This window comes from Microbacterium sp. MMO-10, assembly GCF_037148715.1.
GTDB lineage: Bacteria > Actinomycetota > Actinomycetes > Actinomycetales > Microbacteriaceae > Microbacterium.
The window spans coordinates 883,952-897,128 of the sequence record NZ_JBBCSV010000002.1; the positions used below are offsets into that span (position 1 = coordinate 883,952).

Annotated in this window: 11 protein-coding genes; 8 read left to right on the top strand and 3 right to left on the bottom strand. The window is 70.8% G+C overall.

Annotated elements, in window-relative coordinates; translation table 11 throughout:
- Positions 1-17: 17 nt before the first annotated feature.
- Positions 18-905, top strand: coding sequence for a COX15/CtaA family protein (locus WFJ17_RS08605; RefSeq protein ID WP_336648157.1), 888 nt, complete (start codon positions 18-20; stop codon positions 903-905).
- Between the two features lie 15 nt (positions 906-920).
- Here WFJ17_RS08605 and WFJ17_RS08610 read toward each other — a convergent pair whose 3' ends face one another.
- Positions 921-1,895, bottom strand: coding sequence for a hypothetical protein (locus WFJ17_RS08610; RefSeq protein ID WP_336648158.1), 975 nt, complete (start codon positions 1,893-1,895; stop codon positions 921-923).
- A 252-nt stretch (positions 1,896-2,147) separates the two neighbouring features.
- On the opposite strand from WFJ17_RS08610, the gene WFJ17_RS08615 reads away from it, so the two are divergent.
- Positions 2,148-2,633, top strand: a complete 486-nt coding sequence (locus WFJ17_RS08615; RefSeq protein ID WP_336648159.1) for a hypothetical protein — start codon at positions 2,148-2,150, stop codon at positions 2,631-2,633.
- Here the strand turns inward: WFJ17_RS08615 and WFJ17_RS08620 are convergent.
- Positions 2,579-3,511 carry a heme o synthase gene (locus WFJ17_RS08620; RefSeq protein WP_336648160.1) on the bottom strand — a complete coding sequence of 311 codons (933 nt, stop codon included), beginning with the start codon at positions 3,509-3,511 and terminating at the stop codon, positions 2,579-2,581. The two genes, WFJ17_RS08615 and WFJ17_RS08620, sit on opposite strands and share 55 nt — an antisense overlap.
- A 259-nt stretch (positions 3,512-3,770) precedes the next feature.
- Here WFJ17_RS08620 and tkt point away from each other — a divergent pair, with 259 nt between their 5' ends.
- From tkt to pgl, 6 genes are read left to right on the top strand one after another with little or no spacing between them, the layout of a single operon-like run.
- Positions 3,771-5,873 (top strand): transketolase, encoded by a 2,103-nt coding sequence (gene tkt / locus WFJ17_RS08625; RefSeq protein WP_251440267.1) that lies wholly within the window; start codon positions 3,771-3,773, stop codon positions 5,871-5,873.
- A gap of 23 nt (positions 5,874-5,896) precedes the next feature.
- The gene (gene tal / locus WFJ17_RS08630) at positions 5,897-7,009 is read left to right on the top strand and encodes a transaldolase (RefSeq protein ID WP_336648161.1); all 1,113 of its coding nucleotides are present in this window, start codon (positions 5,897-5,899) and stop codon (positions 7,007-7,009) included.
- Positions 7,006-8,625: a glucose-6-phosphate isomerase gene (locus WFJ17_RS08635; RefSeq protein WP_336648162.1), complete on the top strand. Its 1,620-nt coding sequence runs from the start codon at positions 7,006-7,008 to the stop codon at positions 8,623-8,625. The genes tal and WFJ17_RS08635 overlap by 4 nt, the downstream gene beginning before the upstream one ends.
- Before the next feature lie 31 nt (positions 8,626-8,656).
- Positions 8,657-10,204 carry a glucose-6-phosphate dehydrogenase gene (zwf, locus tag WFJ17_RS08640; RefSeq protein ID WP_251440290.1) on the top strand — a complete coding sequence of 516 codons (1,548 nt, stop codon included), beginning with the start codon at positions 8,657-8,659 and terminating at the stop codon, positions 10,202-10,204.
- On the top strand, positions 10,201-11,136 hold the full coding sequence (locus tag WFJ17_RS08645; protein WP_251440294.1) for a glucose-6-phosphate dehydrogenase assembly protein OpcA: 936 nt from the start codon (positions 10,201-10,203) through the stop codon (positions 11,134-11,136). Before zwf ends, WFJ17_RS08645 begins: the two co-directional genes overlap by 4 nt.
- Position 11,137: 1 nt before the next feature.
- Positions 11,138-11,917 carry a 6-phosphogluconolactonase gene (gene pgl, locus WFJ17_RS08650; protein WP_251440320.1) on the top strand — a complete coding sequence of 260 codons (780 nt, stop codon included), beginning with the start codon at positions 11,138-11,140 and terminating at the stop codon, positions 11,915-11,917.
- Positions 11,918-11,992: 75 nt separating this feature from the next.
- On the opposite strand, the gene WFJ17_RS08655 is transcribed toward pgl, so the two are convergent.
- Positions 11,993-13,135 carry a DMT family transporter gene (locus WFJ17_RS08655; protein ID WP_336648194.1) on the bottom strand — a complete coding sequence of 381 codons (1,143 nt, stop codon included), beginning with the start codon at positions 13,133-13,135 and terminating at the stop codon, positions 11,993-11,995.
- Positions 13,136-13,177: the final 42 nt, after the last annotated feature.

Below are 13,177 nucleotides of genomic sequence, written 5' to 3' on the forward strand. Positions count from 1 at the left end.
ACCGCGTGGATCTCCGCGTGAAGATCGCCGCCTGGGTGTCGTTCGTGCTCGAGGTCGCGATCGTCGGCACCGGCGGAGCGGTCCGGCTCACCGACTCCGGCCTGGGGTGCGAGTGGCCGCTGTGCACGCCGGACTCGCTGTTCCCCACCGCGGAGCAGAGCTATCACTCCCTCATCGAGTTCGGGAACCGCGGACTGAGCTTCTTCGTCGGTCTCGCCGCGATCGTCGTCATCGTCTTCGTCTCGCGCTTCAGGGCCGCGCGGAGGGACCTCTGGACCATGGCCTGGATCGTGTTCGCCGGGGTGCTCCTGCAGGCCGCGGTCGGCGGGATCCTCGTGATCTTCGCCCTGCACCCGAACATGGTCGCCTTCCACTACCTTGTCTCGCTCGCGCTCGTCGCCGTGTCCGCGGCCTTCCTGGTGCGGATGGGCCAGCCGCGCGGAGCGCGCGAGCGGGCCGTGCCGAAGGGCGTCGCGATCCTCGTGCACGTCACGTCGTTCGTCCTGGCGCTCACCGTGCTCGTCGGAGTGCTCACCACCGGCGCCGGCCCGCACTCGGGCGATCCGGAGGTCACGCTGCGCAACGGCTTCGACGCGACGCTCCTCGAGCACGTGCACTCCTGGCCCGCCTACGCGCTCTTCGCGCTCACCCTCACGCTGCTCGTGATCAGCCTGGCGACCGGCCTCACGGAGATCCGGAGCGCGGTGATCGCCCTGCTCGCCATCGAGCTGGTGCAGATCGCCGTGGGTCTGTATCAGGCCCGCAACGCCCTGTTCCCGCTGGCGGTGGGCGTGCACATGGTGCTCGCGGCCGTGCTCGTCGCGGCGTGCACCGTGCTCGTGCTCCGGCTGAAGCGACCGGCCGAGTCGGCGGCGGCCGAGGCTGCAGTCCGCACCGCATCCTGAACCCGCCGGCGTCCCTCAGTCCTGCGGCCGCTCCACCCCGGGGCTCCCGTCCTGCGCCCAGGCGGCGCCGAGCGCGAACAGCGTCGCGACGCCGTAGCGCTCCATCGCCGCGGCGATCCGGCGGCGGCCCGTCCGCGGCGTGATGCCGAGGGAACGGGATGCCGCGTCCAGGGTCATCCCCCGACGCATGCGATGCAGCAGCTGTCCGTATCCGCCGGGATCCCTCTCGACCGGTCGCGCCTGCTGCCACAGCCCCTCGAAGTAGGCCCGCGCGAGGCCGGCGATCACCGGACTCGACACCGCGAGCACGCTCTGCGGCGCCAGGTCGCCCCAGAGCAGCGGCAGCCCCGTCACCTCCTCGTCGTCCACCCAGAACCAGCTCGGCGGATCCGGGAGGATGCGGAACTCGACCCCCGCGGCCTGGAAACGCTGCACCATCGCGAGCAGCTTGTCGTCGAGGGCGACCGCGGGCAGGATCGCCTGGACCGCCGAGTAGGACGACATCGCCTTCGCGAAGGCCGCACTGCGCTCGGGACCGCTGGCCTGGTAACGGTCCAGGTCGGTGAGCACGGCCCGCACCCGCCCTCCGGCGCCCACCCGCGAGGCCTGGACCGCGAACCACAGATCCTCCGCGGCATGCGGTCCCTGGGCGCTCTGCAGCACGAGCCGGTCCTGGGCGACGGCCTCGCCGAAGTTCCACGACGATGTACGGCGCGCGACGCCCTCCATGATCGCCGCCAGACTCTCGCTGCGCGCCTGGGCCTCGGCGCGCTCGGCCAGCAGCAGCCGCTCGATCGCGATCGCGGCCGCGTGCAGCGGAGGGTTCAGCAGCACGACGTCGTCGTCGCGCAGGGAGAGGTTGCCCGCCTCCGCCAGTCGCTGCAGTGCCGCGCGGGCGCCGCCGTGGCCGAGCCCCGTCCTGGCGGCCACGTCGGCGACACCGCGCAGTCGTTCCCGCAGCAGAAGGTCGAGCAGGTCGTCGTCGCTCATCATGTGTCCTCTTGCGGACAACGCAGGAACCGGTCCTTGCGTCGTCCTGATCAGGTCCGTTGGATGAGACTGGACGCTAGCAGGAGGATCCCGTTGGGGACGGATCCGTGGATCGCAGGCTGCTGGGGACGCCGGTCCCGGGTGACCGAACACCCGGGACCTCTCCCCCGGGACAGGGCCATCGCGCGACGCATATGCGGCGCATAGCCGGTTCAGAAGACACGCACGACTTCACCCCGGAGGGTGGGTCCCATGACACGCGCAATGAACCGCAGCATCTCGTTCTGGATCCTCCTGGCCGCCTCGGTCGCCCTCACCGCCACCGGCGCCGTGGTGGCGCTCGATCATCTCGGCACGATGACGGCCACTCTCAAGAACGGCAGCGCCACGGGGCTCGAGGTCTACGCCGGGCAGTCCTGGATCGTCATCGGCGCAGCCCTCCTCGGCGCGGGGGTGCTCGGGCTCCTCGTCTCGCTGGCGCTGGCCGTCGTGTCGAGCATCGTCGGCGCCGCGTCCACGCCGCTCGCAGCGCTCGCGCCGCTGCCCGCCGTGGAGACGGATGATGCCGGAGATCCCGAGGGAGCGCTCGATGCCCCCGCCGCCGCGGACGAACTCGCCCCCGCCGAGTCGGACGAGAACGCGCGCGCGGCGGACGAAGCCGGCGACGCCGACGAAGAGGGGACTCAGAACGGCAGCAGCGGGTCGACCGCCACGGCGACGAAGATCAGCGTCAGATAGGTGATGGAGGCGTGGAAGACGCGCATCGGCCGCGCCGATGCGCCCTTCACCGCCTGCGCGTACAGCCGGTGCGACTCGTACACGAACCATCCGCCGAAGACGAGCGCGGAGACCGTGTAGACCAGGCCCATGCCGGCGACCGGGATGAGCAGCAGCGAGCAGGCCAGCGTCGCCCAGGCGTACAGGATGACCTGCAGTCCCACCTGCGAGGCGGAGCGGGTGACGCCGAGCATCGGGACGTCGACGTCCTCGTAGTCGTCCTTGTACTTCATGGACAGCGGCCAGTAGTGCGCCGGGGTCCACAGGAACACCAGGACGAACAGCACGAAGGCCGGCCAGTCGAGGGATCCGGTGACCGCGGCCCAGCCGATCAGCACCGGGAAGCACCCCGCGATGCCGCCCCAGATGATGTTCTGCTCCGTGCGGCGCTTCAGGATCAGGGTGTACACGACGACGTAGAAGAAGATCGCCGCCGCGGACAGCGCGGCAGCGACCCAATTGGTCGTCACCCAGAGCCAGACGGTGGACAGCACCGCGAGCACCCAGGAGAACACCAGCGCGCCGCGCGGGGAGACCTCCCCGGTCACCAGCGGGCGCTTCTCGGTGCGGTGCATGTGCGCGTCGATGTCGCGGTCGATGTACATGTTGAACGCGGCAGCGGATCCGGCGCTCATCGATCCGCCGATGACGGTCGCCGCGACGAGCCACAGGTTCGGCAGGCCCTGCTGGGCCAGGAACATGACCGGGACGGTGGAGACGAGCAGCAGCTCGAGGACCCGCGGCTTGGTCAGCTCGATGTAGCCCTTGATGGTCCGCTTCAGAGAGCGCTCGGCGGCGACGGACTCGATGGTGGTCGCGATGCTGACCGCCTCCTTCATGCGTAGGGCAACGCCACCCATTCTATGCCACCGGGGAGAACACGACGAGGCACCGCGACCGCGCCCCCGATCGCGAGCGGGCGACAGGTGGAATGCGCTTTCTGCCCCTCGAAACACTTCGTCCCGACCGGCCCGGGCGCGACACGACGCCACTATGCTGAAACTGCTCGCGCGCCCGTCAACGTGCCTCGCCCCTCCGTGAAGTAGCGGTCGGCGCGCAGACGATCGGGCGCTCTCACTGTCTTGAAAGGGCTCTGGAGTGTCGGAACTGCTGTGGGATGAGATCGATCGGCGCGCGGTGGACACCGCCCGGATCCTGGCGGCGGATGCCGTGCAGAAGGTCGGCAACGGCCATCCGGGAACCGCGATGAGCCTGGCCCCCGTGGCCTACCTGCTCTACCAGCGGGTGCTGCGGCACGATCCGGCCGACACCCACTGGATCGGCCGCGACCGGTTCATCCTCTCGGTGGGCCACTCGTCGCTCACCCAGTACGTCCAGCTCTACCTCGGCGGGTTCGGCCTCGAGCTCGGCGACCTCGAGGCGCTGCGCACCTGGGGCTCGCTGACCCCCGGGCACCCGGAGTACGGGCACACCAAGGGCGTCGAGATCACGACGGGCCCGCTCGGACAGGGTCTCGCCTCGGCCGTCGGCTTCGCCTACGCCTCCCGTTACGAGCGCGGTCTGTTCGACCCGGAGGCCGCTGCGGGGACGAGCCCGTTCGACCACCACGTCTACGTGATCGCGGGCGACGGCGACCTGCAGGAGGGCGTCACCAGCGAGGCCTCCTCGCTCGCCGGCCACCAGCAGCTCGGCAACCTCATCGCGATCTACGACTCCAACCGCATCTCCATCGAGGGCGACACCAACGTCGCGTTCACCGAGGACGTCCGTGCTCGTTACGAGTCCTACGGCTGGCAGGTGCTGCACGTGGACTGGGTGCGCACCGGCACCTACGTCGAAGACGTGCAGGAGCTCTTCGATGCGATCGAGCAGGCCAAGGCCGAGACCTCGAAGCCGTCGCTGATCATCCTGAACACGATCATCGGATGGCCCGCGCCGAACAAGAAGGGCACCGAGTCGGTGCACGGCAATGCGCTCGGGGCCGACGAGGTCGCCGCGACCAAGGTCGTGCTCGGCTTCGATCCCGACAAGAGCTTCGTGGTCGAGGACGCGGTCATCGCGCACACCCGCGAGCTCGGCGCCCGCTCCGCCGCGGAGCGCGCCGAATGGCAGCAGGGCTTCGACGCCTGGGCCGACGCGAACCCGGAGCGCAAGGCGCTCCTGGACCGTCTCGAGGCGCACGAGCTGCCCGAGGGCATCGAGGACGCCCTGCCGGTCTTCGAGGCCGGCACCGAACTCGCCACCCGCGCGGCCTCGGGCAAGGTCATCAACGCCCTGGCGCCCGAGCTGCCCGAGCTGTGGGGCGGATCCGCCGACCTCGCCGGCTCGAACAACACCACCATCGCCGGGGCGAAGTCGTTCATCCCCGCGTCCTGGTCCACGCACGACTGGGACGGCAGCCCCTACGGTCGCGTGATGCACTTCGGGATCCGCGAGCACGCCATGGGCTCGATCCTCAACGGCATCGTGCTGCACGGCCCCACCCGCCCGTTCGGCGGCACGTTCCTCATCTTCAGCGACTACATGCGCCCGCCGGTGCGCCTCGCCGCCCTGATGAACGTTCCCAGTGTGTTCGTCTGGACGCACGACTCCGTGGCGCTCGGCGAGGACGGCCCGACGCACCAGCCGATCGAGCAGCTCGCGTCGCTCCGCGCCATCCCGAACCTCGCGGTGGTGCGCCCCGCCGACGGCAACGAGACGGCCGCGGCATGGCTGGAGATCCTGCGCCGGCACGGCGGCCCGACGGGCATCGCGCTCACCCGCCAGAACGTGCCGAACTTCGCGCGCGGCACCGGCGAGGCGTCCGGCGAGACGTTCGCGGCGGCCTCGAACACGGCCAAGGGCGCCTACGTCCTCGCCGAGGCGCCGAACGGAACGCCCGACGTCCTCCTCATCGCCACCGGTTCCGAGGTGCAGCTGGCCGTCGCCGCCCGCGAGGCCCTCGCCGGCGAGGGCGTGAACGCCCGCGTGGTGTCGGCGCCGTCGCTGGAGTGGTTCGCCGAGCAGGACGAGGCCTACCGCGAGGCGGTGCTCCCGTCCGCGATCAAGGCGCGCGTCTCCGTCGAGGCGGGATCCACCCTGAGCTGGCACGGGATCGTCGGCTCGACCGGCCGGTCCGTCGGGATCGACCACTTCGGCGCCTCCGCCGACTACAAGACCCTGTTCCAGAAGTTCGGCATCACCACCGAGGCCGTCATCGCGGCCGCCCACGAGACCATCGCCGCCACCGCGGCCGCTTGAGCACCACGTACGAGGAGATCCGCATGACCACCCCCACCGCCGCCCTCTCCGCCGCCGGCGTCAGCATCTGGCTCGACGACCTGTCCCGCACCCGCATCCACTCCGGCAACCTCGCCGAGCTCATCGCGTCCCGTGACGTCGTCGGCGTGACGACGAACCCGACGATCTTCGCCAACTCGATCACCAACCCCGACGACACGTCCTATGACGCGCAGGTCGCCGAGCTCGCCGCGCGCGGCGCGACGGCCGAAGAGGCGATCACCGAGGCCACGACGCAGGACGTCCGCGACGCCCTCGACGTCTTCCGCCCGGTGTGGGAGCGGACCGGTCACGTCGACGGCCGCGTGTCGATCGAGGTCTCCCCCGACCTCGCCCACGACACCGACGGCACCATCGCCCAGGCCAAGGAGCTGTGGGCCAAGGTCGACCGTCCCAACCTCCTCGTGAAGATCCCGGCGACCAAGGCGGGGCTGCCGGCGATCACCGCGGCGATCGCCGCGGGCATCAGCGTCAACGTCACGCTCATCTTCAGCCTGGAGCGCTACGCCGAGGTCATCGACGCGTACCTTGCGGGCCTGGAGCAGGCGAAGGCCGCCGGCATCGACCTCTCGACGATCCACTCGGTCGCGTCGTTCTTCGTGTCGCGCGTCGACACCGAGACCGACAAGCGCCTCGCCGCGATCGGCACCGACGAGGCCACCGCCCTCAGGAGCAAGGCGGGGCTCGCGAACGCCCGCCTCGCCTACGAGCTGTACGAGAAGACGTTCGCCGGTGAGCGCGCTGCCGCGCTGCTGGCCGCGGGCGCGAACCGGCAGCGCCCGCTCTGGGCGTCCACGGGTGTCAAGGACCCGGCGCTCCCGGACACCCTGTACGTCACCGAACTCGTCGCCGCCGACGTCGTCAACACGATGCCGGAGAAGACGCTCGAGGCGACCTTCGACCACGGAGTCGTGACCGGCGACACGATCACCGGCACCTACGACGCGTCCCGGGAGGTCTTCGCGGGACTCGCCGCGGTCGGCATCGACTTCGCCGATGTGACCCAGGTGCTCGAGGACGAGGGCGTCGCGAAGTTCATCGACTCCTGGCACGATCTGCTCCGCCAGGTCCGCGAAGGACTGGAAGCGCAGCGGTGAGCTTCGAGATCCACACCTCCGGGGCGCCGAAGGCGGCCATCGACGAGGTCGTCCCGCGACTGGTCGGCGAGCTGATCGCCTCCCGGATCACCAACGCCGACCCGACGGTGTGGGGCGAGAGCGCCGAGGCCGAGGCGGGCGTCCGGCTCGGCTGGGTGGACGCGGTATCCGTGTCGCGCCCCCTGGTCCCGGAGATCATCGCCCTGCGCGACGAGCTCGCCGCCCAGGGCGTGAACCGGGTCGTGCTGGCCGGGATGGGCGGATCCTCGCTCGCCCCCGAGGTGATCTCGCAGACGGCCGGCATCGAGGTCACGATCCTCGACTCCACGGCTCCTGGACAGGTGCTCGCCGCCATCGACGCCGGACTCTCGGACGTCGTGCTCGTGGTCTCCTCGAAGTCCGGATCGACCGTCGAGACCGACTCGCAGCGCCGCACCTTCGAAGCCGCGTTCCGCGACGTCGGAATCGATCCGGTGCAGCGCATCGTCGTGGTCACCGACCCCGGCTCGCCGCTCGACACCTCGGCCCGCGAGGCCGGCTATCGGGTGTTCAACGCGGACCCGAACGTCGGCGGCCGGTACTCCGCCCTCACCGCCTTCGGCCTGGTGCCCTCCGGGCTGGCCGGCGTCGACATCGACGAACTGCTCGATGAGGCCGAGGCCACGCTGCTGCAGGTCGCGATCGACTCCCCGGAGAACCCCGCGCTGCTGCTCGGCGCGGCGATCGCCGCCTCGCGGCAGACACCGGACGGACCACGTCGCGACAAGCTCGGCCTGATCACCGACGGAACGCACATCGTGGGCCTGCCCGACTGGATCGAGCAGCTGGTCGCGGAGTCGACCGGCAAGGAGGGCACGGGGATCCTTCCCGTCGTGCTGCTCCCGGTCTCCCCCGAGGTCGAGGCGGCGCCCGCCGACCTGCAGCTGGTGCGTCTCGTCGACGAGGCCGATGAGTTCCACCTGCGCGAGCGCCACCCGGGCGAGATCCTCGTCAGCGGCACGCTCGGCGCGCAGTTCCTGGTGTGGGAGTACGCCACCGCCGTCGCCGGGTACCTGCTCGGCATCAACCCGTTCGACCAGCCCGACGTCGAGTCGGCGAAGGTCGCCGCCCGGGGCCTGCTCGACGCGCGCCCCGAGGCGTCCCCGGCCGCCTTCGAACAGGACGGCGTCGAGGTGCGCGCCTCGGACCCGGCGCTGCTCGCCTCCGGCACCATCGCGGGCGTGCTCGACGCGCTGTGGGCGCAGCTGCCGGAAGACGGCTACGTCAGCATCCAGGCCTACGTCGACCGGCTCGAGATGCCGCAGCTGCAGGGACTGCGCGAGCTCGTCGCCGCCGACTCCGGTCGTCCCACCACGTTTGGGTGGGGCCCGCGCTTCCTCCACTCGACCGGCCAGTATCACAAGGGCGGACCCGCACAGGGCGTGTTCCTGCAGATCCTGGAGCGGACCGATGTGGATCTGGAGATCCCCGATCGCCCGTTCACGTTCGGTCAGCTGATCGAGGCGCAAGCCGCCGGCGACGCCGGCGTGCTGACCGCGCACGGCCGACCGGTCGTGACGCTCACGATCACCGAGCCCCAGGACGACGTGCTCGACCTGTTCGAGGCCGCCCAGTAGTCCCCGCGAACCTCAGGAGAATCCCCCACTGATGTCTGTCCCCGTCTCCCGCGGCCACAACCCGCTGCGCGATCCCGACGACCGCCGGCTGAATCGGATCGCGGGCCCCAGCGCCCTGGTGATCTTCGGCGTCACCGGCGACCTGTCGCGCAAGAAGCTCATGCCTGCCGTCTACGACCTCGCCAACCGCGGTCTGCTGCCCCCCGGCTTCGCGCTGGTGGGCTTCGCCCGCCGCGACTGGGAGGACCAGGACTTCGCGCAAGTGGTGTACGACGCCGTCAAGGAGCATGCGCGCACCCCGTTCCGCGAGGAGACCTGGGCCCAGCTCCTGCAGGGCATCCGGTTCGTCTCCGGCGAGTTCGGCGACCCGGACGCCTTCCGCCGGCTGCGGGAGACGGTCGAGAAGCTCGACGTCGAACGCGGAACCATGGGCAACCACGCGTACTACCTCTCCATCCCGCCGAACCAGTTCCCGCTGGTCGCGCAGCAGCTGCGCGACTCCGGGCTGGTCGAGGGGCATGAGGACGCCGACCATTGGCGTCGCGTCGTGATCGAGAAGCCGTTCGGGCACGATCTCGCCTCGGCGCGGGCGCTCAACGACGCGCTCGAGGGCACGTTCCCCGCCGATTCGATCTTCCGCATCGACCACTACCTCGGCAAGGAGACGGTGCAGAACATCCTCGCGCTGCGCTTCGCGAACGAGCTCTACGAGCCGATCTGGAACCGCAACTACGTCGACCACGTGCAGATCACGATGGCCGAGGACATCGGCGTCGGCGGACGTGCGGGCTACTACGACGGCATCGGCGCCGCGCGCGACGTCATCCAGAACCACCTGCTGCAGCTGCTCGCGCTGACGGCCATGGAGGAACCGATCAGCCTGTCGGCGGAGCATCTGCGCGCCGAGAAGGAGAAGGTCCTCGCCGCGGTCTCCCTCCCCGACGATCTGTCCCTCGCCACGGCGCGCGGACAGTACGCCGGCGGCTGGCAGGGCGGCGAGCAGGTCACGGGCTTCCTCGACGAGGACGGCATGGATCCGGAATCCACCACCGAGACCTACGCCGCCGTGAAGCTCGAGATCAACACCCGCCGCTGGGCCGACGTGCCGTTCTACCTGCGCACGGGCAAGCGTCTCGGACGCCGTGTCACGGAGATCGCGGTCGTGTTCAAGCGCGCCCCCGAGCACCTGTTCGGCGGAGCGCAGACCTCCGAGCTGGGGCAGAACGCCCTGGTGATCCGCGTGCAGCCGGATGAAGGCGTCACCCTGCGGTTCGGCTCGAAGGTTCCCGGCAACGGCAGCAACGTGCGCGACGTGACCATGGACTTCGGCTACGGGCACGCGTTCACCGAGGCCAGCCCCGAGGCCTACGAGCGTCTCATCCTCGACGTGCTCCTCGGCGACCCGCCGCTGTTCCCGCGCCACGAAGAGGTCGAGCTCAGCTGGAAGATCCTGGATCCGGTGGAGCAGTTCTGGGCCGCGGAAGGCGGCCCGGTGGAGCAGTACGCTCCCGGATCCTGGGGCCCGGCGTCCGCCGACGCCCTGCTCGCCCGTGACGGACGTGTCTGGAGGCGCCCGTGATCATCGATCTGCCCGACACCACCACCAGCCAGATCGCGAAGAACCTGGTCAAGGCGCGCGAGGAGGGCGGCGTCGTCGCGCTCGGACGCGTGCTGACGCTGATCATCGCGGCCACCGACGACGTCGCGGAGTCGGCCATCGACGCCGCGAACGACGCCTCCCGCGAGCACCCGATGCGCGTGATCGTGCTCACCACGAGCGAGGGCGAGGCGCACCTCGACGCGCAGATCCGCGTGGGCGGCGACGCCGGCGCGAGCGAGGTCGTCGTGCTGCACGCCTACGGCGACGCCGCGAGCAACGAGGAGAGCCTGGTCACCGGACTGCTGCTGCCCGATGCGCCCGTGGTCGTGTGGTGGCCGCGCGAGGCGCCGGAGGCGCCCGCGGCCTCGCCCCTCGGCCGTATCGCTCAGCGCCGCATCACAGACGCCGCGACGGCCTCCGACGTGCGCGCTCAGCTCGAGGTGCTCGGCCGCACGCACGTGCCCGGCGACACGGATCTCGCCTGGACCCGGCTCACGCACTGGCGCGAGCAGCTCGCCGCGGTGCTCGACCAGCCGCCGTACGACGACGTCACCGCCGTCGAGGTGCGCGGTGCCGCGGCATCGCCGTCGACCGCGCTGCTGGCGGCGTGGCTGCGGCTCGCCCTCGACGTACCGGTCCGCTGGGCGTACGAGAGCCCCGACGTGTGGCAGGAGGGCATCAAGTCGGTGCGGCTCACCCGGGCGGACGGCGACATCCTGCTCGAGCGTCCGGTGCCGGGTTCCGCCGTGCTCACGCAGCCCGGTCAGCCCGACCACGAGCTGCACCTGCCCCGCCGCACCCTGCGCGAGTGCTTGGCGGAGGAGCTCCGCCGCCTCGATCCGGACGTGCTGTACGGCCGCGTGATCACCGAGGGCTGGGAGCTGCTCGAAGCGCCGGAGCCGGTCGCCTGACATGGCCTCCGACTCCCCCGCCAAGCGCGTCGTGATCGGCGCGGATCCGGCCTCGCTCGCCCGCCTCGTCGCAGACCGGTTCCTGGTGCGCGTCCAGGCGCGGATCAGGGACGGCCGCGTCGCCCACATCGCACTGACCGGCGGAAGCATGGGATCCGCCGTGCTGCAGGCGGTGGCGGAGGATCCACGCACCGCCGAGCTGGACTGGTCCCTGGTGCACTTCTGGTGGGGCGATGAGCGCTTCGTCCCGCGCGATCACCCCGATCGCAACGCCGGGCAGGCCAGGGCCGCACTCCTGGACCGGATCCCCGTTCCGGCCGAGAACGTGCACGAGATGGCGGCGAGCGATGAGGGCCTCACGCTCGACGAGGGTGCGGACGCGTATGCCGCGGAGCTCGCGCGTTTCGGGGACGCGGAGCGCCCTTGGCCGTCGTTCGCGGTGTGCTTCCTGGGTGTCGGCCCCGACGGGCATGTCGCCTCGCTGTTCCCCGACCGCCCGGAGATCACGGTGTCGGATGCCGCCGTGCTGCCGGTGCGGGACTCCCCCAAGCCCCCGCCGGAGCGGATCACGCTGACCCGTCCCGTCATCAACGCCTCGAAGCGCGTCTGGCTCGTGCTGACCGGAGCGGAGAAGGCCTCGGCGCTGGGGCTGGCACTGGCCGGCGCGAACTATGAGAACGTGCCGGCGGCAGGAGCCAAGGGACGCAAGCGCACCGTGTTCTTCGTGGACGAGGCCGCCGCGGCAGAGGTCGCGCCGGATCTCATCGACGTCGACTACTGACCGACGCCGCGACTGGGGACGTCGACGCCGATCCACCGGATCAGCGACTGCGGACGTCGACGCCGATCCACCGGATCAGCGTCCGGCGGATCCGTTCCCGCGCTCGTCGGCGTCGCCCCCGGTACGAGGCGGTTCTTCGCGCCGGAGCGGAGCGACGTTCGACGGCCATGCCGGCGAGTCGGGATGGCCTTCCGAGGGCGCCGTTGCGTCATCGCCCTGCGCTTCCGGCGTGTGGCGGCTCCCCGACGACGGGGCGGCCCCTCCGCTGCTCCCGCGGGTGATGGGCAGTTCCTGGCTCTCGCTGACGACCTGCGGATGGTAGCGGGCGAGCGTGACCACGCCCCATCCGGCGATGGCTCCGGAGATCCCGAAGGCGACGAACACCCAGACCGGGGCCGCAGCGCCCTCCTGGAGCACGAGCAGGCCGATGAGCACCGCGACCATCGGATCGATGACGGTGAGGCCCGCGATCACGAGGTCGGGCGGGCCGGACCCGTATGCCGTCTGCACGAAGTAGGCGCCCGCGGCGCCGGCCGCGATGAGCGCGATCACGCACACCGCCGTGAGCCAGTCGAACTGACCGGACTGGATCCGGACCAGGACCGCCTTGGCCAGCGTCGCGACGAAGCCGTAGAGGATGCCCGCGCCGGTGACGTAGAACAGCGCACGCATGCGATGCCGGAGGATCAGCCAGCAGGCGCCGAGCAGGATGATCACGAGGAGCAGGATCGTGAGGATCGTGAACAGCTGGATCTCGCTGATATCGCGCTCGACGGCGAACAGCGCGGCGAAGAGCACGAAGATGAAGATGCCGCCCACGCAGGCGAAGATCGATACGAGCGAGCGCTTCGTCGGCGCCACACCGCTCACCCGCGCGTTGAGCAGGGTCGTGATCACGAGCGCGATGGCTCCGAGCGGCTGGACCACGATCAGCGGCGCCTTGGTGAGCGCGGCGAGCTGGCAGACGATCGCGAGACCGAGCATGAGGGTGCCGACGATCCAGGACGGCCGGGTCAGCAGCCCCTTCACCTGTTGCCAGCTCAGGCCCGTGGCCGCGTCGGAGCCGCTCAGCCGCTCGACCTTCTCGACCCCGCGGTGCTGGTACTGGGCGCCGAGCGACATGAACACCGCACCCGCCAGCGCCAGCGGGATGCCCATCAAGAGGCCGGGGTTGGCGAACACGCCGGCGAGGTGTTCGCCGACGTCTGCCGCCCCCATGTTCCGCGTCAGCTCCTCAAGCACCCTTCGAGCCTACCCGCC

Bases quoted from the DNA above. Each gene is read 5' to 3' on its own strand.
- tal (WP_336648161.1), top strand. From the start codon at position 5,897: ATGACCACCCCCACCGCCGCCCTCTCCGCCGCCGGCGTCAGCATCTGG.
- WFJ17_RS08610 (WP_336648158.1), bottom strand. From the start codon at position 1,895: ATGAGCGACGACGACCTGCTCGACCTTCTGCTGCGGGAACGACTGCGC.
- pgl (WP_251440320.1), top strand. From the start codon at position 11,138: ATGGCCTCCGACTCCCCCGCCAAGCGCGTCGTGATCGGCGCGGATCCG.
- WFJ17_RS08655 (WP_336648194.1), bottom strand. From the start codon at position 13,135: ATGGGGGCGGCAGACGTCGGCGAACACCTCGCCGGCGTGTTCGCCAAC.
- WFJ17_RS08615 (WP_336648159.1), top strand. From the start codon at position 2,148: ATGACACGCGCAATGAACCGCAGCATCTCGTTCTGGATCCTCCTGGCC.
- WFJ17_RS08620 (WP_336648160.1), bottom strand. From the start codon at position 3,511: ATGAAGGAGGCGGTCAGCATCGCGACCACCATCGAGTCCGTCGCCGCC.
- zwf (WP_251440290.1), top strand. From the start codon at position 8,657: ATGTCTGTCCCCGTCTCCCGCGGCCACAACCCGCTGCGCGATCCCGAC.